Genomic DNA, 20,362 nt, shown 5'->3' with positions numbered 1-20,362 from the left:
TCAGCCTCGTAGTCCCTGATCCACAGTCACTGACCGAGAAGACAAAAGAAACAGAGAGAGAAAGCTGAAAAACAACCGGCACCTATTGACAGGTCAATCCATACCAGGAGCCCACCCCGTGGGCGATGGGCGTGGAACACGCCCTCAAAGCCATCGCCCACGGGGTGGGCTCCTACAAAAAAGCCATCCCTTGGATGTTGTTACAGCCTTAAAGAGGGCAGAACAATCAGGCCCATCGCCGAATGAGTCTTTGCCGAGCCGATGTCTGCAGATTGACCAGCCCCAAATCCCCGCCATAGTGCGCCATCACGCGGTGGTCCATCCAGGCAAACCAGAGCGGTGGGCAATAAGCCACTGAAATCATGGTCGCGTAGCCTGCGGGCAGTTGCGGTGCAGACTCGAAATGTCGCAGCGCCTGGTATCTCCGACTGGGGTGTGCGTGGTGGTCCGAATGCCTTTGCAGTTGGTACAACACAAGGTTGCCCACCAAGTGGTTGCTGTTCCAAGAGTGCTCGGGCTCGCAGCGCACATAGCGTCCGGCTTTGTCTTTTTGACGGAGCAAACCGTAATGCTCGATGTAATTCACCACCTCCAGCATCGAGGCCGCGTACACGGCCTGCAGCACCAAAAAGGGCAAAGCCATCCAGCCCAGCCATGCCACCAGAGCGCCAAACAAAACCAGCGTCAGGCCCCAAGCCTGCAGATTGTGGTTTTGGGGATGCCAAACGTTCATGCCCAGTTTGTTCAAACGCTCTTGCTCCAATGTCCAGGCCGACTGCAGGCTGCCCCACACCGAGCGCGGCAAAAAAGCCCAAAAGCTTTCGCCCATGCGTGCGCTCGCTGGGTCTTCCGGGGTGGCCACCCGTTTGTGGTGACCCCGGTTGTGCTCCACAAAAAAGTGGCCATACGCACTGGGCGCCAAGGCGACCTTGGACAGCCACCGGTCCAGGGCCTCCTTTTTGTGGCCCAGTTCATGCGCAGTGCCGATGCCCACGCCGTTGATGGCACCGACCGTCAACACCAAGGCGGCATAACCAAACCAGGGCAGCGGCTGAGTAACCGCGATCCAGGCGCCCAAAACCGTGCCGATCATTTGCAGGGGCACATAGGCCCACACCATGGCGCGGTAAAACACATCCTGTTCGAGTTGAGCCACCGCCGACTCGGGTGGGTTGCTGAAGTCTTCGCCCAACACGCAGTCAAGGACGGGCAACAAGACATGGATGACCAACGGGGCCAGCAGCATGCACCACCATTGGCCTGACCAGACGAAGGCCAGCAAAGACCCCGTGAACGCCAACGGGATGGCAGGGCTCAGCAGCCACCACCAGCGCTTGTCTTGCCAAGCCTCGTCGAGTGGGATGCTTGGACTGTTCACGGCTGATGCCTGCTGAAGCGTTTCGGGCCAACAAACTCAAGGACGGCACGCATAACTTGTCTCCAAATGTGGTGCCATTGTGAGGGATTTTGGGGCCAACGAGATGTCGCCATGACGAGGGGCTTGCTGGGAAAAACCCTGATGCACACAAGACACGCCGCGACACGCTTGAGCCCTTATATTGGACGTACAAAACATTTGGACGGGGGGAATTCATGGAATTTGACTACGTGATCGTGGGCGGTGGCTCAGCCGGTTGTGTGCTGGCAGCCCGTTTGAGCGAAGACCCTGCTGTGCAGGTCGCCCTGATCGAGGCCGGGCCGCCCGACACCAGCGCCTTGATCCATTGCCCAGCGGGCATCGCGCTCATGGCCCGCACCGAAATCGTCTCGCAAGGCCTGAACACCGTGCCGCAGCCCGGCTTGAACGGCCGCATCGGTTTTCAGCCGCGAGGCCGCACCTTGGGGGGCTCCAGCTCCACCAATGCGATGGCCTATATTCGTGGCCAACAGGTTGACTACGACACCTGGGCCCAGATGGGTTGCACGGGCTGGTCCTGGTCCGAGGTCTTGCCTTACTTTTTGAAGGCCGAGCACAACGAGCGCATCCAAAACAAATGGCATGGCCAAAACGGCCCTTTGAACGTGGCCGATCTGCAAAGCCCCAATGCGTTCGCCAAGCGTTTTGTTGAGGCGGGTGTGCAAGCGGGCTTGACGCACACCGCTGACTTCAATGGCCCTACACAAGAAGGCGTGGGCCTGTACCAAGTCACGCAAAAGGCTGGCGAGCGCTTCAGCGCGGCCAAGGGCTACCTCACCCCCAACCTTGGCAGACCCAACTTGCACGTCATGACCGGCATCACCGTGGACCGCATTGGTTTGGTAGATGGCGTGGCGCGGCAAGTGCACACCTTGCAGGGTGGCAAGGCACAGACCCTGACTGCTCGGCGCGAAATCATTTTGAGTGCAGGCGCTTTTCAGTCACCCGCCATCCTCATGCGCTCAGGTCTTGGGCCTGCTGCGCATTTGCAAAGCCTGGGCATCGAGGTGCTGCGCGACTTGCCCGGCGTGGGCGAAAACCTGCACGACCACCCGGACGCAGTGCTGGTGGCCGATGCGCCGGGTCACACCGATTTGATCGGCGTCTCACCCCGGGGCACATGGCACACCTTGCAAGCCCTGTGGGCATGGCGGCAGCACCGCAAGGGGCCGCTCACCACCAACTTCGCAGAAGGCGGTGCGTTTTACAAAAGCCGACCTGAAGAGGCGCACCCCGACATTCAGCTGCACTTTGTGGTGGCCAAACTGGTGGACCACGGCCGCCAACTCACGCTGGGGCATGGCTACTCTTTGCATGTGTGCTTGTTGCAACCCGACAGCCGTGGCCGCGTTCAATTGGCCGACCGCAACCCGAACAGCGCACCGCTGATTGACCCCCAGTTTTTGAGCGACCCGCGAGATTTGCAGCGCTTGCGCGACGGGGTTCGCCAAGCCCAGCGCATCCTGGCCCAACCCGCCTTGGCCGCGTATGGCAAAGAGTGGGCAGCGTCTGCCGATGCGCTCAGCGACGAACAACTCGAACACTGGATACGCCAACACGCCGACACGGTCTACCACCCGGTAGGCACCTGCCGCATGGGGCAAGACGACATGGCGGTGGTCGATGCTCAGCTGCGCGTGCACGGCGTACCGGGCCTGCGCGTGGTCGACGCGTCGGTCATGCCGCGCATCGTGAGCGGCAACACCAACGCCCCGACGATCATGATTGCGGAGAAGGCAGCGGATTGGATTCGGGGCAGCCAGACATCAATCCCTTCTAGGGATCTTGTGGATTTTCCTGGTTGGTGAGTTCTTGAAGGCCCGCTCGTCTCAAGGTCTCACCCAAGCGGCCTGCTCAGCGAGCATAGAATTAATCGGGGCGGACGGCTGAGAACTTCAATGTAAGGAACCCGCATGTTCAAGTTCGAATGGGATAATCAAAAAGCACAAAGCAACTTGCTCAAGCATGGCGTGTCTTTTGACGAGGCTGTCAGCGTTTTTGGAGATGCATTGGCCTTGACTTTTTCGGACTCTGATCACTCAATGGATGAAGACCGGAGCCGAACTTATGGAATCTCAAATAAGGAGCGACTTTTAGTGGTCGTTCACACGGAGCGTCGCAACAGCATTCGAATCATCAGCGCAAGAAAGGCAACCCGATATGAAAAAGACATCTACAAAAATGGCTGATCTGGATATTCCTGAATTGAAGCGCGACCAACTGGGCAAGGGTGTTCGCGGCAAGCACCTTAAACATTTCGCGCAGGGCAGCAATGTCGTGGTGTTGCAGCCCGAAATTCTGAAGGCGTTTCCGACTTCTGAAGCCGTCAATAAGGCTTTGGCCAGCATGCTGGCTTTTGCTCACGAAACTCAAGTTCTGTCTGTTCGTACAAAAACCACCACGCGCAAACGCTTGGCGGCTTCATGAACGAAATAGTGCAACAGCCGTACGTCGCGCACGCACAGAAGAGGTGGCACTTTATGAAAGCTAAAAAGTTTGAGCAAGCGTTTGATGATGGCGCAGACATCACGGCTTCTTTGGACTTGTCCAAAGCCAGGCGCGTGTTGCAGGAGCACAAGCGGGTAAATGTTGATTTCCCAACATGGATGGTTGACTCGCTGGATCGCGAAGCCAGCAAACTGGGGGTTACGCGGCAGTCCGTGATCAAGGTCTGGCTGGCCGAGCGCCTTCAGGCGACGAATTCTCATGTGCCGTTACAACGGACGCCTAAAGTTGCGACGCACCGCTGAAGGTCGCCTAGGCCGGCAATTCCCCCGGGGCATCCGCATCCCCGCCATGACCGCACACAAGCAAAAAGCGCCCGAAGGCGCTTTGAGCGATGCCCCCCATGGCAGCGCCAGGGATCCCCGCAGGGGCGATGTGGCAAAGCGAAGCGCCTCTGAGCCTCTGAGGGGAGCCCTGGCGCTGCCTGCCCGTTCAGATCACTTCTTCTTGGACACCACCCGCACCATCTCCAGGCACTGCTTGGCGTAGCCCCATTCGTTGTCGTACCAAGCAACGATCTTGACGAAGGTCTTGTCCAAGGCAATGCCGGCGGTCGCATCGAACACGCTGGCGCAGGACTCGCCTCGGAAGTCGGTGGAGACGACTTTTTCTTCGGTGTACCCCAAAATGCCTTTCAGGGGCCCTTCGCTTTGCGCTTTCATCTCGGCGCAAATTTCGGCGTAGCTCGCGTCGCTTTTCAGTTCCACCGTCAGGTCAATCACCGACACGTCAGACGTGGGCACGCGAAACGCCATGCCGGTGATCTTGCCCTTGATCTCGGGAATCACCACGCCCACGGCCTTGGCGGCACCCGTGCTGCTGGGGATGATGTTTTCGAGGATGCCACGGCCACCACGCCAGTCTTTGCGCGAAGAGCTGTCCACGGTCATCTGGCTGGCGGTGGCGGCGTGCACCGTGGTCATGAGGCCGCGCTTGATGCCCCATTTGTCGTTGAGCACTTTCACCACGGGGGCCAAGCAGTTTGTGGTGCATGACGCATTCGACACGATGGCTTCGCCTGCGTATTTTTTGTGGTTCACACCATAGACGAACATGGGGATGCTGTCTTTGGAAGGAGCCGAGATCACGACCTTTTTTGCGCCAGCCACGATGTGCATTTGGCTGGTGGGCTCGGTCAGGTAGTGGCCTGTGCATTCGAGCACGGTGTCCACGCCCATAGCGCCCCACTGCAGGTTGTGGGCGTCGCGCTCATGCGAGAGCTTGATCTTCTTGCCGTTGACGATCAACGTGTCTTCGGTGAAGTCCACCGTGCCATCAAAACGCCCGTGCACGCTGTCGAACTTGAGCATGTAGGCCAGGTAGTCGGCGGGCTTGGGGTCGTTGATGCCCAAAATCTGGATGTCATTGAAACCGTGCTTGAGGGCGGCGCGCAGCGCCAAGCGGCCGATGCGGCCGAATCCGTTGATGCCCAACTTGATGGTCATGTGAAAGCCTCAGAAAAAAGTTACGAATCGGTGACGTAACCGGATTTGAAACCAACACCCTTGCATGGGCCTGATCCCTGAACATGGCTTCAGCGCTGGGTCAAACCCATGGCACTGAAGGGGTTCATCCGGCGGGTCTCAATCAGGCCTTGAGCAGCGCAGCGTGGACGGTGTCGGCCACGTTTTCTGCAGTGAAGCCGAAGTGCTTGAAAAGCACAGGCGCTGGGGCCGACTCACCATAGGTGTCGATCCCGACCACCGCGGCGCAGCCGTATTTCCACCAGCCGTCGGTGGAGCCCATTTCGACCGCCACACGGGGCAGGCCTTTGGGCAGCACGCTTTGCTTGTATTCGCTGCCTTGGCGATCGAAAACATTGGTGCTGGGCATGGAGACCACGCGCACACCGATTTTGCGTTCGGCCAGCAGTTTTTGCGCGGCCAGGGCCAGTTGCACTTCAGAGCCGGTGGCGATGATCACGCCGTGGGTCTTCTTGATGCCGACGTGCTCGGGCTCAGACAGCACATACGCGCCACGGCTGATGTCGCCCAGATCGCTCTTGGGTGAGTAGGCCAAGTTTTGGCGCGACAGCAAAAGGGCTGAAGGACGGTTCGCGTTTTGCAGGGCCACGGCCCAGGCCACGGTGGTTTCGGCCGTGTCGGCGGGACGCCACACGTCCAAACCGGGGATCAGGCGCAGGCTGGCGGCGTGCTCGATGGACTGGTGGGTCGGGCCGTCTTCGCCCAGGCCAATGGAGTCGTGGGTGAAGACGTGGATGACGCGCTGCTTCATCAGCGCGGCCATGCGGATGGCGTTGCGTGAATAGTCAGAGAAAGTGAGGAAGGTGCCACCGTAGGGGATGTAGCCGCCGTGCAGGGCCACGCCGTTCATGATCGCGGCCATGCCGAATTCGCGCACGCCATAGTTGATGTGGCGACCGATCTTGGAGGCCCCTTCGGTAGCCGAGCCATCAGCTGTCTTGACCACGTCACCGGCCAGGTCCACCCGAAAGGCGGGGGTGCTCTTGGTGTTGGTGAGGTTAGAGCCTGTGAGGTCGGCCGAGCCGCCCAGCATTTCTGGCAAGGCGGCGGTGAAGGCTTCGAGCGCCAGCTGGCTGGCCTTGCGACTGGCCACGGTCTCGCCCTTGGTGTGGGCGGCGACCACGGCGTCAAACGCTACCTGGTTGAAGTTCTTGGGCAAGTCGCCCTTCATGCGGCGCACAAACTCTTTGGCTTGTGCGGGGAAGGCGGCTTTGTAGGCGGCAAAAGCGGTGTTCCACTCAGCTTCGCGGGCTTTGCCAGCCACTTTGGCGTCCCAGTCTGCATAGACTTCTTTGGGGATCTTGAAGGGCTCAGCCGTCCAGCCCAAGGCTTCGCGGGTGAGTTTGATTTCTTCAGCGCCCAGCGGCTCGCCGTGGGCTTTGGAGGTGCCTGCACGGTTGGGCGAGCCTTTGCCGATGGCGGTCTTGCAGACAATCAAGCTGGGTTTGTCCGCGCTGATCTTGGCGGCGGCAATCGCGGCAGACACGGCAGCGGCGTCGTGGCCGTCCACGGCGTCGATCACGTTCCAGCCGCAGGAGGCAAAGCGCTGAGGCGTGTTGTCGATGAACCACGGAGCCACTTGGCCGTCGATCGATATGCCGTTGTCGTCGTACAGGGCGATCAGTTTGTTCAGCTTCCAGGCACCGGCCAGGGCCACGGCTTCGTGGCTGATGCCTTCCATGAGGCAGCCGTCACCCAAAAATACGTAGGTATGGTGTGAAACGATTTTGTGGCCGTCTTGGTTGAACTCAGCGGCCAGCAGCTTCTCAGCCAGCGCCATGCCCACGGCATTGGTGATGCCTTGGCCCAGTGGGCCGGTGGTGGTTTCCACGCCGGGGGTCACGCCCACTTCGGGGTGGCCAGCGGTTTTGCTGTGCAGGGTGCGGAAGTTTTTGAGTTCTTCAATCGGCAGCTTGTAGCCGGTCAGGTGCAGCACCGAATAGATCAGCATCGAGCCGTGGCCGTTGGACAGCACAAAGCGGTCGCGGTTGGCCCAATGGGGATTTTTGGGGTTGTGTTGCAAGTGATCGCCCCAAAGCGCCACAGCCATGTCGGCCATGCCCATGGGGGCGCCGGGGTGACCCGAGTTGGCTTGTTGAACAGCGTCCATTGCGAGGGCGCGGATGGCGTTTGCCATTTGTTGTTGATTGGCCATGGGGTCAGCTCCGGGGAAGTATTCTGGTAAACCCGGCATTTTAACGGTTGTCAGAGCCTCAGACGCGCCATGCCGGCAGTCTGTCGGCAGACCTTGCCAAGGAAGTGCATACCGCCGCCAACCAGCCCAGATCAAGACCGCCTATTAGGCAGACCGGCCAGCACCCTTTAAAGGCAGTTGTCAGTCGTGGGCCACCGACAAAGCCATCACCAAATCGGCCCATGCCTTGGCCTTGTCGGCTGGGTTGCGCAGCAAGCTCGACGGTGGGTAAGTCACCACCACCGGCACCCCCTGAAAGTCGTGCAAGCGGCCCCGCAGTTTGCCCATGGGCTCGGTGCTGCCCAGCAGGCTTTGGATGGCAAAACGGCCCATGGCCAAAATGACACGGGGCTGCGCCAGCGCGACCTGGCGCGACAAATAGCCCGCGCAAGTGACCAACTCGGCGGTCTCGGGGTTGCGCCCGTTCAGTGGGCGGCATTTGACAGCGTGGGTCAGGCAGGCCTCGGGCGCATCAGCGCTGGCGTCGGCGCTGCCGGATGAGCTTTGGCGGCGCACGCCCACGGCCTTGAGCATGTTGTCCAGCAGCACGCCTTCTGGCCCGGTGAAAGGCTGACCCTGATGGCCATCGGTTTCCGATGGCAAGTCGCCCACCACCATCCACCGGGCGGCGCCCTGGCCCGAGCCCAAAACTGGCGTTTGGCGAGCAGCGCACAGGGCGCACGACTGGCAGGATGTCACGGCCGTTTGCAGCTCGGCCCAGCCCATGCTGGACAGACCTTCAGGCATGGGTGCAAAAACTTGTCCTTGCGCCTGCACTGGGGCCACAGGACCACGCGTTGCGGGGCGGGCTAATGGCACTGCAGGCACAAGGGGCAGTGCAGGCGGTGCGGGACGCACTGAACTAGCAATCCCTGCAGCCCCTGCAGCGCCGGACACGCCAGGCGCTGGTGCTGGCGTCGGTATCGATGCGGCCACGGCCGCAGTCGGTGCATCGCCCGCCACAGCGATTGGCGCGGCATCGCTGCGCTGCGGCCACCAAACGCGCACGCCCATCTCGGCCAGCATGGCGCGTTGGCGGTCGTCCAGGTCAAATCGGGTGGGGTCGCTCATGTTGGGGCTCACAGTTTCAAACTCATCACCACCGCATGCTCACGCTGCAGGCGGCCTGCGGGATAGTAATCCTTGCGGATGCTGATCTGCTTGAAGCCGTAGCGCGCATACACCTGCAAGGCGCGCAGGTTGCTTTGGCGCACCTCCAGCCACAACCATTGCGCGCCTGTATGGCGCGACATGAGCGACAAAGCGTCCAGCATCATGTGGCCCCATCCTTGGCCTTGGTGCGCGGGGGCGACGGTGATGTTGAGCAGGTGCATTTCTTCCACACCGTGCATGGCCAAAAAGTACCCCAGTAATTCAGCGTCCAGCCACAGGCATTGGGCCTCAAACAGGGGGTTGAGCGAGTCGCGGAAATTGCCCCGTGTCCAGGGATGGCTGTAGGCGGTTTGCTCGATGGCGATCACCGCGTCCAGGTCGTCCTGCGTCATGGGGGCGAGCGTGACGCGGTTGCGCGTGGCCTCCGAGGGCTGGGTATTCTCGTCGGCTGGCGCGGGCTTCATGGACAGATTCATAGTCAGAGTAAGGGCTGCGCTGCGGCCTTAGCCAAAGCAGCCTGGGCCTGCAGGGCGTGTGCTTTCATGGCCTCGCGCTCGGCGGTGGTGTTGGCCACTTTGTCGCGGATGTACAGCGGCATGGCTTGCTCGGCCGGCACGGCCAGGCCCTGCGCCCACAAGGCAGGGGCCAGGCGCAGCAAAGCGGCGGCGGTGGGCAGGGCTTCGCAGCGCAAGCCACCCGCTGCCACACGGGGCAGTCGGTCGCCATACGCGGCAAAGGCGTTGCCTGCTTGAAGCACCACGCGGTCATCGGGCATCTGCAATCTTTCGGGGGCACCCACTTGCAAGGGCAAGGCCTCTTGCCAACGCCCAAGACTTGCCCCCGGGACGGGCTCCCAGTGGTAAGCGGCGCTGTACACCTCGTCCATGCGGGCGTCGAGCAGCGCCAGCACGGTCAGCACGGTGTCGGGCGCAACAGCCCCTGCGTGCACTTGCGCCCAGCGGGCCTCTTCAGCCACAGCCAGCAAAGTGTCGACAGGCAACACGGGCAAATCGACCCCAAAAGCCAGGCCTTGCGCCACGGCGCAAGCGGTGCGCAAACCGGTAAACGACCCCGGCCCCCGACCGAAGACGATGGCATCCAGCGAGGACAGCGGCATGTCGGCCTCGGCCAGCAGAGCCAGCACCGCCGGAATCAAACCGCTCGAAGCCTGCGCACCGCCGGGCAGGGTTTGGCCCCAGACCTGTTCGCCACGGGCCACGGCCAGAGACAACACATCGGTGCTGGTGTCAAAGGCCAGCCAGCGGCGCTCGGCGCTGGTGCTCATGGCTGGCCTCCAGTTGGAGGCGAAATGGGCGCAACAACAGGTTTTTTGGCCTGTCGCACACCAAACAAAATGCCACTGGTCACCAGCGCCAGCCCAGCCAGCAAATTCCAGTGCATGGGCTCGCTCAGAAACCACACCGCCCCCAGCGCCGACAAACCCGGCACCAGCGCCGTGATCATGGTCGAGCGCACCGGGCCGTAGTGGCGCACCATCTGCGTGAAGGTGATGCCCGAAATGACGACAGAGCCCACACCCTGGAACACGGCTTGGAACAAGATTTCAGACCAAGGGGCTTGGTGCAGCTGCGTGGGCAGGATGGACAAGCCCACCAACACCGCGAACAAGGGTACAAAGCAGACAAAGGCAAATGCAGTGATGGCCATGGTGGCGCGCACCGCGTCAAAACCATGGCTGCGCACCAACACGCTGTAGCTGGACCAGCACAGGGCTGCCGCCATGAACAACAAGTCGCCCTTCCAGACCTCGCCGCCATCAAAGGCCATGAGCAAACTCGCACCGCCCACCAACACATCGCCCAGCACGATGAAGCCCAGCCCCACGGCACGGGCGGTGGCCACTTTTTCGCGCAGAAAAAGCCAGGCCAGCAAGGTGGTCCACAAGGGCAAGCTGCCGGGCATCAGCACCGAGGCGTGCGTGGCAGGTGCATACACAAAACCGGTGTAGGCCAGTACGGCGTACAAAAAGCCGCCCAGCAGGCCGGTTTGCACCGTCTGGCGCAAAGGCAGGGGCGACAGCCCCCACAAAGATCCGACTTTTTCACCGGCCTGGCGTGCCGGACGCATCAGCCACCAAGCCCAAGGCAACAAGACGGCGCTGGCCCCCAGAATACGGGCCAGCACAATGTCTAAAGGCAGCAAGCCCCGAGACGCCGAGGCCCGCGCAATGACAATGAAACCCGTCCAGATGAGCACTGTGACGACCGCCGAAGCCAGCCCCACGGTTTTTGAAGAAAATCGCATGGCCCGAATCATACGGGGCCTCTGCACAGGCGCGACCTGTGCCGCCTTTTGACGACCCCGCAGGTCTGCGTGTACCTCCTGGTCCCCGTTAGACTCGCCCGATGACCCGCTACCGCGCCCAGCGCCCATTTTTATTCACCCTGGCCCACGCTGCCTTTGCTGCCTGTACTGCCTTGGCGCTGAGTACCGCCTTGCTCTGGCCTGCCCATGCGCAAAGTACCGCTCAATCTACACTGCCCCGGCCTGTCCTGCAAACCCTGCAGCAAGCCCAAATTCCCCCTTCGGCCCTGAGCGTGCTCATCGCTCCCTTGTCCGGTGGCTCAGCGTCCAGCAGCGGCCAGCCACGGCACTTGTCGCACCACGCACAAGCCAGCGTCAACCCCGCCTCGGTCATGAAACTGTTCACCACCTACGCCGGCTTGAGCCTGCTGGGGCCCGACCACGTCTGGCGCAACAGGGTGTACGCCGACGGCCCCTTGCGCGATGGCGTGCTGCAGGGCAACCTGATCGTGCGCGGCAGCGGGGACCCCAAGCTGGTGGTCGAGCGGCTTCAAGAGCTGCTGGCGCAGGTTCGGGTGTTGGGCGTGCGCGAGGTGCGTGGCGACATCGTGCTCGACCGCAGCGTGTTCGATGTGCGCGAACGCAGCGAACCCTTTGACGACGAACCCCTCAGGCCCTACAACGTGGGGCCGGACGGGCTGCTGCTCAACTTCAAGGCGGTGGTCTACAAATTCACGCCCGATGCCGCCAGCGGCCAGGTGCAGGTGCGCTTTGAGCCGCCGCTGGCCGGCTTTTCTGCCCCCACGCAACTGCCGCTCAGCCAGGCCCCTTGCAGCGACTGGCGTCGCCAGCTGCAGGCCGACTTCAGCCAACCCGAGCAAGTGCGCTTTGCGGGTCGCTACCCGGCCAGCTGTGGCGAGCGCGAATGGCCCGTGGCCTACCCCGAACCCGAGGCCTATGCACCCCGCGTCATGCTGGCCATGTGGCAAGGTGCGGGCGGACAGCTTACGGGGCAGGTGCGCTACGGCACACGCCCGGCATCGGCAAAGCAGCTGCTGGAAGTGCCCTCCTTGCCCTTGTCCGAGATCATCCAAGACATCAACAAATTCTCGAACAACGTGATGGCGCAGCAGCTGTTCCTGACGCTGTCGAGCGAGTTGGGCGCGCCCGGGCGCTTTGAAGCTTCGCGCCTGCGGCTGTCGCAGTGGTGGCGACAGGGCTTTGCCGGACACAACGAGCCGATCCTGGACAATGGCTCGGGCCTGTCTCGCAGCGAGCGCAGCACCGCCCAGGCCCTTACGGCCTTGCTGCAGGCCGCGCACGCCAGCCCGCACGCCCGGCATTTTGTCGACTCGCTGGCCATTGCCGGGGTGAATGGCACCGCCGCCCGCCTCAAAGAGCGCAGCCCTCTGTCGCCTGTGATCGGCAACGCCTGGCTCAAAACCGGCTCTTTGCGCGACGTGGCCTCTGTGGCCGGTTATGTTCAAGGCCAAAGCGGCCAGCGCTACACCTTGGTGGCGGTGCTGCACCACCCCAACGCCCAGCAGGGTCGGGCCGCGCTGGACCAGCTGCTGGAATGGACCGTGCGCGACATGGATTCGGACCCTGCCAAGCCTCGCAAACCCCAAACAGTGCAACGCAGCAAAGCACGCTGAACCCCTCTAGCACCCCTCTCCAACACGCATACAAGGAGTCCCAACATGGACCTTATCGACTGGGTCGGCTCTGTGGCCGCCTTCCTGACCACCGCCAGCTTCATCCCGCAAGCTTGGCACACCTTTCGCACCCGCGACGTGAGCGGCATCTCACTGGGCATGTACAGCCTGTTCACCTCAGGTGTGGCGCTGTGGCTGGTCTACGGCATCTTGATGGTGGCTTGGCCCATCATCATCGCCAACGTCATCACTACCAGCCTGGCGCTGATGATTTTGGTGATGAAGTTGCGCTACCGCTGAGCCCAAATGGATACCGGCAAATGGGTATTAACCCCATGGCCCACAAGGAATACAAGCTTTAGGATTTGCAAGAATCGCACGATCGTTCGATTTTCATGAATCCAAAGGAGACTTCAACATGGCATCTTTCAAACTCAGTCTTTCCCTCATCAGCGCTGCTGCACTTTTGGCTGCTTGTGGTGGCTCCGATCCGGTCAACGGTGCATTGATTGACCCTCCGTCAACGTTGGCAACACTGACCAAAGCCCAACTCGATGGGGGACCCTTGTTAGGCTTGAGCGGCAAAGCCAAGTGCGATGTGAAGGTCATTTCACTCAACTATGTCACCCCAGGTGCCAAAGGTGAGTCCTCCAATGCCTCGGGCGTGCTGCTACTGCCCTCTGGAGCCGACTGCACGGCAGCAGCCCCACTGGTGGCCTACGCGAAAGGGACCGATGTGCAAAAGCCACGCACACTGGCCAACCCGCTCGACTCTGAAACAGGCCTGTTGGCCGCCATGTACGCAGGCCAAGGCTACGCCGTGGTCGCCACCGACTACCTGGGTTTTGCCAAGTCCAACTACAGCTACCACCCTTATTTGCACGCTGACTCCGAAGCCACATCGGTCATCGACTCGATCCGTGCTGCGCGAAACGCGGTGTCGTCCCAAGGTGGCAGCCTCAATGGCAAAGTCATGCTCACCGGATACTCTCAAGGCGGACATGCATCAATGGCGGCACACCGCGAAATCGAAAAGAATCTTTCCGGTGAAATTAAAGTGGCTGCTGGCGCGCACCTTGCAGGCCCCTACAATCTGTCTGGCTCCATGAAACTGACTGAGGCCATTGCTGGATACCAGTTCTTTGTGCCCTACCTTGTCACCGCTTGGCAAAAAATCTACGGCAACCTTTACAGCAACGTCAATGATGCATTTAAAGCACCTTATGCCGCAGGCATTGAAAGTCTGTTGCCAAGCCCCAACTTGAACTACACGACCTTGGTTACTTCAGGCAAGCTGCCAGGTATGAAGGGTGAAACACCCAACCAGGCCCGTGATGCCTTGTTCCAGTCTGCCTTCAGCAGCGATATCCTGACCAACCCGAACAACGCCACATTCTTGGCTGCAAAAAAGAACGACCTGCTTGACTGGGCACCCAAGTCCCAGGTTTTGTTGTGCGGCGGCAGTGGAGACCCGACTGTTCCACCGGCTATTCACCAGACGGTGATGAAAGCCGCATTCGATGCCAAAGGTCTGACAAACGTCCAATCGGTGGACGTGGACCCAACCATTCAAGCTGTCTACGCCAAGGTACTGGCTGAGGACCCTATCGCCTATTACGGTAATTACCACGGCACTTACGAACCCCCGTTCTGCCATGCCGCCGCTAAATCGCTGTTTGACGCTGTGAAGTAAGCATCTCAGGCAAATTTGAAAATGCCCGCTTTTTGCGGGCATTTTTTATCCCATGTAACCCATCGGCCTGACTGCGAGTCACCACCCCGCAATCCCTGCTCTCGCCTGATGAGTCAATCTCTTAGGCAGCCGCCCGCTGCAAGCGGTCGCGCACGCCTTCCCACTCGGGGGTGTCGGGCGGCAATTGCACCCAAATTTGCATCACACCTCGGGCGTCCAAATCACGCAAGACACCGAACAAGTCGTGCGCGGCCTGCTCGGCCGAGGTGGCTTGCTCGCGCCACAACACGCCAGCGCCCACACCTGAACCCATGGCCTGCACGCTCGCAGGTCGCTCGGCCGACCACAGCCCCAAGTTGTTGGCGTGTGGCCCCAGGGCTTGCAATTTGTGGGCGATCTCGTCTGCTGACATCAGGCGCACCTTGGCGCGGGGCGCGTAATGAGATTCGAGCGTGCCCGATGCGCGCGGTGCGGCTTGGCCGCTGACCTCCTCTTGCGCATCCTTGCCCCGAACAGCCCGACCACAAGAGGCCTCGATCTGCGCCCGCGTGATCTGTCCCGGGCGCAGCAAAACGGGCTCACCCCGCGTGCAGTCGATGATGGTCGACTCGATGCCCACCTCGCACTCGCCGCCATCCAGAATCAACAAATCAGGGCCCAGCTCGGACTGCACATGCGCAGCGGTGGTCGGGCTGACGCGGCCAAAGCGGTTGGCACTGGGGGCCGACACACCCAACACGCCCAGCGGCAGGCAAGCCTGCAGCAAGGCCTGCGCCACCGGGTGCGAAGGACAACGCAAACCAATCGAGTCTTGCCCACCAGCCGATGCCGAAGCCACGCCACTCAGTCGCGGCAAGATCAAAGTGAGCGGCCCGGGCCAAAAAGCAGCCATCAAGGCTTGCGCAAACTCGGGCACCTGCGCTGCAAACAGCGGCACTTGGTCCCGGCTGGCCACGTGCACGATCAACGGATGGTCTGACGGACGGCCCTTGGCCGCAAAGATTTTTGCCACGGCCGCGTCGTCGATCGCGTTGGCTGCCAAACCATAAACAGTCTCGGTGGGCAGGCCGACCAACTGGCCGTCACTCAAAGCCAGTGCAGCCTGCGCAATGGCAGCAGGGGAGGCACTCAGGATCATGGCGGTCATTAAAACGCTTCAATCCCCAGCAAAGCCGCCGCTTGCAAGGCAGTGGCACGCACGGCCTCGGGTGTTGCACCGGTGATGTTCAGGTGGCCCATCTTGCGGCCTGGGCGAGCCGTCAACTTGCCGTACAGGTGCAAATGCGTGCCAGGCAGCGCCAGCACTTGGGCCCATGCGGGGGTGGTTGGGCCTTTGCCTGTGGGCGTGACTTCAGGCCACAGATCGCCAAGCAGGTTGAGCATGATGGCGCTCGAATGCTGGCGCGGCTGCGTCAGCGGCAAACCCGCAAGCGTGCGCACCTGCAACTCAAACTGCGACTGGTCGCAGGCGTTCATCGTGTAGTGGCCGCTGTTGTGCGGGCGGGGTGCCATTTCGTTCACGACCAGCTGACCGCCTTCGAGCAAGAAAAACTCCACGCACAGCACGCCCACGTAGTGAAGGCCATCGGCAATGGCGCGGGTGGCGGCCACGGCTTGCGCCGCCACGTCTAAGGGAACTGCGCCGTCGTACACGCGGGTCACAGCCAAAATGCCGTCGCGGTGCAGATTCGATTGCACCGGAAAATTCACCATCTGCCCATCGGCCCCACGGGCCACAATGACCGAACATTCGGCCTGCAGCGGCAGCATTTTTTCGAGCACGCAAGGCACGTTTTTGAGCTGGTCCCAAGCAGCGGTCAACTCTTCGCGAGTCTTGACCCGGATCTGGCCTTTGCCGTCGTAGCCCATGCGGGCCGTTTTAAGGATGCCGGGCAGCAACTCTGCGCTCACGGCAGCCAGCTGCGCAGGGCTCCCGATGAGGGCGTGCGGGGCCACCGGCACGCCGCAGCTCACAAAGTGCGCTTTCTCGGCGGCGCGGTCTTGCGCAATCGCCACCGACTCGGACGCTGGCGCCACCGGGCGGTGAGCGCCCAGCGTCACCAGCGCCGGAGCGGGCACGTTTTCAAATTCGGTGGTGATGGCGGCGCAGCGCTGCATCAGCTGCGCCAGACCCTGCTCATCCAAATAATCGGTCTGGATGTGGTGATGGCTAACCAAGCCAGCAGGGCTGGCGGCATCGGGGTCAAGCACCGCAGTGAAGTAACCCATGGCCTGCGCCGCCTGAACGAACATGCGGCCCAACTGACCGCCGCCCATCACGCCCAAAGTGGCCATTTGGCCATTGACCATGGCGCCCGGAAGAATGGCGCGGCTCATGCGGCACCTGTTGGTGAAACGGGCGGCAGTGTCATGGCGCGGGCTGCAGCGGTTTGTTCGGCGCGAAAAGCTTCCAGCTTTTGGCGCAGGGACGGGTTGTTGTTGGCCAGCATGGCCACCGCAAACAAAGCCGCATTGGCTGCACCGGCTGCGCCAATGGCAAAGGTGGCGACCGGCACGCCCTTGGGCATTTGCACAATGCTGTGCAGCGAATCCACCCCTGACAGGGCTTTGGTCTGCACCGGCACACCCAGCACCGGCACCACGGTTTTGGCCGCCAGCATGCCGGGCAGGTGGGCTGCGCCGCCTGCGCCCGCGATGATGGCTTGCAAGCCGCGCGCAGCGGCGGTTTCTGCATAAGTGAACATATCGTCCGGCATTCTGTGGGCCGAAACCACGCGGGCATCGTGAGGGATGCCAAACTGTTGGAGAATCTGGACTGCGTGCTGCATGGTGTCCCAGTCGGAGCTGGAACCCATGACGACGCCGATGAGCGCTTGAGTCATTGGGTGCTTTTCGTGATCAATCTTGAATTTTAAGGTTTCACCCGCTTGGGGTCTGAAACACAACCCGGAACACTGCCCACCATGATGGACGTCACGATACAAAACTTTGAAGCCGAGGTGATCGAAGCCTCCATGACCACGCCCGTGTTGGTGGATTTTTGGGCCCCTTGGTGCGGCCCATGCAAGTCTTTGGGCCCTGTGCTCGAAAAAGTCGAAGCCGCTTACGAAGGCCGCTTCAAGCTGGTCAAAATCGACTCTGACCAAGAACAGCAACTGGCCCAGGCCTTTGGCATCAAAAGCATCCCAACCTGTGTCTTGCTGAAAAACGGCCAGCCCGTCGATGGCTTCATGGGCGCTTTGCCCGAAGGCCAGGTCAAGCAGTTCCTGGACAAACACCTGCCTGCTGCCGAAGAACTGCAAGCCCAGGTTGCCGCCGAGGAAGCGCAGCAACACCTGCAAGCGGGCGACGAGCACAGCGCCCGCGCCGCACTAGAGCAAGCCTTGGCCACCAACCCGGGCAACGATGACGCCCGTTTTGACCTGGTCAAACTGCTGATTGGCTTGGGCGAGTTGGCCGAGGCCGCCGCCTTGCTGGCCCCGGCCATGTCCCGCATCCCGGTGCCGCTGCGCTTTGAGGCGCAAACCCAGTGGCTCAAAGCCTTGGAGTTTGTGACCACTGACCCCCGTGGTGAATGGGAGTTGGACCAGTTTGACGCCTTGATTGCCCAGAACAAACGTGACTTTGAAGCCCGTTTTTCCAAAAGCCGCCTGCTGATTGCGATCGGCCAATGGGAAGCGGCCTTGGACGAATTGTTGGAAATCATCATGCGCGACAAAAAGTGGGACGAGGAAGCCCCACGCAAAACCTTTGTCGCCCTGCTGGAACTGATGACGCCCCCCAAATCCAAAACGCAAGACGCCACCGGCAAGTCCGCAGGCGGCATCGAGTTGATGGGCAAAGCCGCCATGCAAGAAGACCCGCACATGGCCATGATCTCCAGCTACCGGCGCAAGCTGAGCATGATGCTCAACTGAAACCACACGCCAAAGCCCGATCCGCTGCAGACGATGCAGACTGATCGGGCTTTTTCAGCACAGGGCCAAGCAAGCGCTCAATGAATGGCCCCGGCCTGACGTTCGATGTCCATGCGCATGCGCTGCAGCAAGCCTGCCGACATGAGCACCTCTCCCACCACAAACATGGGCCCCACCAGTAAGCCCACCACATCGTCCACAAAAGCCGGTTTGCGGCCCTCAAAATAGTGGCCAATGAACTGTAAAACCCAGCCAATGAGAAACAGGCCCAAGCCCGCCTGCCAAACCGCCAACCCCAAGGCTTGCGCCAGGGGTGGCACCTCATGGGCGGCGGCGATCAGCACGCCATTGACCAAGGAGGTGGCCGCGCCCAACAACACATCGCCCCGACTCAGGTACCACAGGCTGGTGAGTGCCCACATGGCCCAGGCCAGCGTCAAAGTCTGACCCGCCACAGACCAGGCCGGGCTCAGCAGCAAGACGCCGATGGACAGGAAAATCAGCGGAATGCCCACCAAATGGGTGGCGATGTTGCGACGATCGCGGTGGTAATGGGCGTACTGCACCATCAACGGCGTCGCAGGTCGGAAAAGCGTCATTTGATCCTCTCATTCGGGCAGCCAAAGCACCTAATGTAATACTTGTCGTTACAGATATTTACCGGTTTTGGCCCGCCAAGCGGGTTGTGTCAACCGGTTTTCCAGTGGATGCCCACTAGAATTAAAACACCACTTCCGAATTCATTTTGAACCATGTCACACGTCCAACCCCTGATCACCCCTGAAGAGCTGCAATGCCTGCTCGGCGGTGCGCCTGTGCGCTCGAACGTGCCCAGCCGCAGCCCTCTGGCGCAACTGCCGTCCTTGCACTGGGGCGCTGCACTCTGGCTGGTCAAAGGCATTTTCCTGTATGCCGTGCTCATGAGCCCCGAATCCGCCAACCTGGTGGGCAGCAGCCGTTACCTGTGGATGCGCGGCTGCCTAGAGCTGGTTTGCTTGGCCGCTTTTTGGGGCGCTTGCCTGCACCCGCGTGGCCGTCTGGTCGCCAGCGCCAGCTTGCTGGTGGCAGGCACCACCTGGCTGCTCGATGCCATGACGCTTTTGGCCTTCACCAGCTGATGTCCCAATCCCCAAGAAAAAGGCGCTGCCATGCAGCGCCTTTTTTTCGGCTGAATCTCGCCAACTTCAGGTCATCAGCTTCTTCATCGCCTCTTCGTATTTGGCCGCCGTTTTCTCGATCACCTCGCGCGGCAAACGAGGCGCAGGCGGGGTCTTGTCCCAGTGCTTGCCGTTGATCTGGGCGGTTTCCAACCAGTCGCGCAAAAACTGTTTGTCGTAGCTGGGGGGGTTCACACCCTCTGCATAACTATCGGCAGGCCAGTAACGCGATGAATCGGGTGTCAGCACCTCGTCCATCAGCACCAAGGTGCCGTCGGCGTCCAGTCCAAACTCGAACTTGGTGTCGGCAATGATGATGCCCTTGACCGCCGCGATGTCACGCGCCGCCTTGTACAGCTGGATGCTGATGTCGCGGATGCGGGTGGCCAGGTCGGCACCGATCATGGCCACGGTTTGCTCAAAGGTGATGTTTTCGTCGTGCTCACCCACCGCCGCTTTTGCTGCGGGCGTGTAGATGGGCTCGGGCAGGCGGCTGGCGTTTTTCAGATCCGGGGGCAGTTTCACGCCGCACACGGCTTGGTTGTCCTGGTATTCCTTCCAGCCGCTGCCCGCCAGATAGCCACGCACCACCGCCTCGACCGGGATGGGTTTGAGGCGCTTGACCAGCATGGAGCGACCCGTCACATGTGGCGCATCTTCGGCGCTCACCACGCACTCGGGGGCATCGCCCGTCAGGTGGATCGGGCAGATATTGAGGCCCTTGGGGCCCAACTGGTCGAACCAAAACAGCGCCATTTGCGTGAGCAACACGCCCTTGCCCGGAATCGGTTCGCCCATGATCACGTCAAACGCGCTGATGCGGTCAGACGCCACCATCAGGATGCGGTCTTCGCCGACCGCATAGTTGTCGCGCACCTTGCCACGCGCCAACAGGGGCAAGGACGTCAAGGCAGAGGTATGAAGCGCAGAGGTCATGGAAAAACAGTCCAGCAAAAAAGAAAAAGGCCCGTTGAACAGTCAACGGGCCATTCGGGTCCATT

General features: G+C 61.2%; 21 protein-coding genes. 9 read left to right on the top strand and 12 right to left on the bottom strand.

From position 1 onward, the window contains the following. Positions 1-226 precede the first annotated feature (226 nt). Positions 227-1,378 (bottom strand): alkane 1-monooxygenase, encoded by a 1,152-nt coding sequence (locus tag B9Z49_RS20410; protein ID WP_108355281.1) that lies wholly within the window; start codon positions 1,376-1,378, stop codon positions 227-229. 215 nt (positions 1,379-1,593) lie between these two features. On the opposite strand from B9Z49_RS20410, the gene B9Z49_RS20405 reads away from it, so the two are divergent. The 4 genes from B9Z49_RS20405 (at position 1,594) to brnA (ending at position 4,167) form a co-directional block, all read left to right on the top strand. After that, positions 1,594-3,225 (top strand): GMC family oxidoreductase, encoded by a 1,632-nt coding sequence (locus B9Z49_RS20405; RefSeq protein ID WP_108355280.1) that lies wholly within the window; start codon positions 1,594-1,596, stop codon positions 3,223-3,225. Between the two features lie 105 nt (positions 3,226-3,330). Continuing rightward, positions 3,331-3,606 (top strand): BrnT family toxin, encoded by a 276-nt coding sequence (locus B9Z49_RS20400; protein ID WP_108355279.1) that lies wholly within the window; start codon positions 3,331-3,333, stop codon positions 3,604-3,606. Continuing rightward, positions 3,578-3,844, top strand: coding sequence for a hypothetical protein (locus tag B9Z49_RS20395; RefSeq protein ID WP_199225126.1), 267 nt, complete (start codon positions 3,578-3,580; stop codon positions 3,842-3,844). Before B9Z49_RS20400 ends, B9Z49_RS20395 begins: the two co-directional genes overlap by 29 nt. Further along, on the top strand, positions 3,841-4,167 hold the full coding sequence (gene brnA, locus B9Z49_RS20390; protein ID WP_233254741.1) for a type II toxin-antitoxin system BrnA family antitoxin: 327 nt from the start codon (positions 3,841-3,843) through the stop codon (positions 4,165-4,167). The genes B9Z49_RS20395 and brnA overlap by 4 nt, the downstream gene beginning before the upstream one ends. A 192-nt stretch (positions 4,168-4,359) precedes the next feature. Here the strand turns inward: brnA and gap are convergent, their stop codons facing one another. From gap to B9Z49_RS20360, 6 genes are all read right to left on the bottom strand, one after another. Further along, on the bottom strand, positions 4,360-5,367 hold the full coding sequence (gene gap, locus B9Z49_RS20385; RefSeq protein ID WP_108355277.1) for a type I glyceraldehyde-3-phosphate dehydrogenase: 1,008 nt from the start codon (positions 5,365-5,367) through the stop codon (positions 4,360-4,362). A 142-nt stretch (positions 5,368-5,509) separates the two neighbouring features. Beyond that, positions 5,510-7,561 (bottom strand): transketolase, encoded by a 2,052-nt coding sequence (gene tkt, locus B9Z49_RS20380; RefSeq protein WP_108355276.1) that lies wholly within the window; start codon positions 7,559-7,561, stop codon positions 5,510-5,512. 180 nt (positions 7,562-7,741) lie between these two features. Beyond that, the gene (locus B9Z49_RS20375; protein WP_108355275.1) at positions 7,742-8,671 is read right to left on the bottom strand and encodes a uracil-DNA glycosylase; all 930 of its coding nucleotides are present in this window, start codon (positions 8,669-8,671) and stop codon (positions 7,742-7,744) included. Positions 8,672-8,679: 8 nt separating this feature from the next. Beyond that, positions 8,680-9,177, bottom strand: coding sequence for a ribosomal protein S18-alanine N-acetyltransferase (rimI, locus tag B9Z49_RS20370; RefSeq protein ID WP_108355283.1), 498 nt, complete (start codon positions 9,175-9,177; stop codon positions 8,680-8,682). 14 nt (positions 9,178-9,191) lie between these two features. Then, entirely contained in the window at positions 9,192-9,998 is an 807-nt protein-coding gene (tsaB, locus tag B9Z49_RS20365; RefSeq protein WP_108355274.1) for a tRNA (adenosine(37)-N6)-threonylcarbamoyltransferase complex dimerization subunit type 1 TsaB, read from the bottom strand. Continuing rightward, positions 9,995-10,978, bottom strand: a complete 984-nt coding sequence (locus B9Z49_RS20360; protein WP_199225125.1) for a DMT family transporter — start codon at positions 10,976-10,978, stop codon at positions 9,995-9,997. The genes tsaB and B9Z49_RS20360 overlap by 4 nt, the downstream gene beginning before the upstream one ends. Before the next feature lie 101 nt (positions 10,979-11,079). Between B9Z49_RS20360 and dacB the strand changes: the two genes are divergently transcribed. The 3 genes from dacB (at position 11,080) to B9Z49_RS20345 (ending at position 14,326) form a co-directional block, all read left to right on the top strand. Then, positions 11,080-12,633, top strand: coding sequence for a D-alanyl-D-alanine carboxypeptidase/D-alanyl-D-alanine-endopeptidase (gene dacB, locus B9Z49_RS20355; protein ID WP_108355272.1), 1,554 nt, complete (start codon positions 11,080-11,082; stop codon positions 12,631-12,633). A 45-nt stretch (positions 12,634-12,678) separates the two neighbouring features. Further along, positions 12,679-12,933: a SemiSWEET transporter gene (locus B9Z49_RS20350; protein ID WP_108355271.1), complete on the top strand. Its 255-nt coding sequence runs from the start codon at positions 12,679-12,681 to the stop codon at positions 12,931-12,933. A 118-nt stretch (positions 12,934-13,051) separates the two neighbouring features. Further along, positions 13,052-14,326 (top strand): lipase family protein, encoded by a 1,275-nt coding sequence (locus B9Z49_RS20345; RefSeq protein ID WP_108355270.1) that lies wholly within the window; start codon positions 13,052-13,054, stop codon positions 14,324-14,326. A gap of 121 nt (positions 14,327-14,447) precedes the next feature. On the opposite strand, the gene B9Z49_RS20340 is transcribed toward B9Z49_RS20345, so the two are convergent. Genes B9Z49_RS20340 through purE form a run of 3 tightly spaced genes read right to left on the bottom strand, consistent with a single transcriptional unit; the run spans position 14,448 to position 17,169 of the window. Then, on the bottom strand, positions 14,448-15,464 hold the full coding sequence (locus B9Z49_RS20340) for an L-threonylcarbamoyladenylate synthase (protein WP_108355282.1): 1,017 nt from the start codon (positions 15,462-15,464) through the stop codon (positions 14,448-14,450). An 8-nt stretch (positions 15,465-15,472) separates the two neighbouring features. Continuing rightward, on the bottom strand, positions 15,473-16,663 hold the full coding sequence (locus tag B9Z49_RS20335) for a 5-(carboxyamino)imidazole ribonucleotide synthase (protein ID WP_108355269.1): 1,191 nt from the start codon (positions 16,661-16,663) through the stop codon (positions 15,473-15,475). Beyond that, the gene (purE, locus tag B9Z49_RS20330) at positions 16,660-17,169 is read right to left on the bottom strand and encodes a 5-(carboxyamino)imidazole ribonucleotide mutase (RefSeq protein WP_108355268.1); all 510 of its coding nucleotides are present in this window, start codon (positions 17,167-17,169) and stop codon (positions 16,660-16,662) included. Before purE ends, B9Z49_RS20335 begins: the two co-directional genes overlap by 4 nt. A gap of 81 nt (positions 17,170-17,250) precedes the next feature. Here purE and trxA point away from each other — a divergent pair, with 81 nt between their 5' ends. Continuing rightward, complete coding sequence (gene trxA / locus B9Z49_RS20325; RefSeq protein ID WP_108355267.1) at positions 17,251-18,204, top strand: thioredoxin; 954 nt, start codon at positions 17,251-17,253, stop codon at positions 18,202-18,204. 77 nt (positions 18,205-18,281) lie between these two features. Here the strand turns inward: trxA and B9Z49_RS20320 are convergent, their stop codons facing one another. Beyond that, entirely contained in the window at positions 18,282-18,803 is a 522-nt protein-coding gene (locus B9Z49_RS20320; RefSeq protein WP_108355266.1) for a DUF962 domain-containing protein, read from the bottom strand. Between the two features lie 153 nt (positions 18,804-18,956). Here B9Z49_RS20320 and B9Z49_RS20315 point away from each other — a divergent pair, with 153 nt between their 5' ends. After that, on the top strand, positions 18,957-19,322 hold the full coding sequence (locus B9Z49_RS20315) for a hypothetical protein (protein WP_108355265.1): 366 nt from the start codon (positions 18,957-18,959) through the stop codon (positions 19,320-19,322). 66 nt (positions 19,323-19,388) lie between these two features. On the opposite strand, the gene B9Z49_RS20310 is transcribed toward B9Z49_RS20315, so the two are convergent. Beyond that, positions 19,389-20,297, bottom strand: a complete 909-nt coding sequence (locus tag B9Z49_RS20310; protein WP_108355264.1) for a phosphoribosylaminoimidazolesuccinocarboxamide synthase — start codon at positions 20,295-20,297, stop codon at positions 19,389-19,391. Positions 20,298-20,362: the final 65 nt, after the last annotated feature.

The sequence above is a fragment of the Limnohabitans sp. 2KL-51 genome (assembly GCF_003063645.1).
GTDB lineage: Bacteria > Pseudomonadota > Gammaproteobacteria > Burkholderiales > Burkholderiaceae_C > Limnohabitans_A.
Note: the sequence above shows the minus strand (reverse complement) of the source record. Positions and strands in the feature narration are given on the sequence as shown.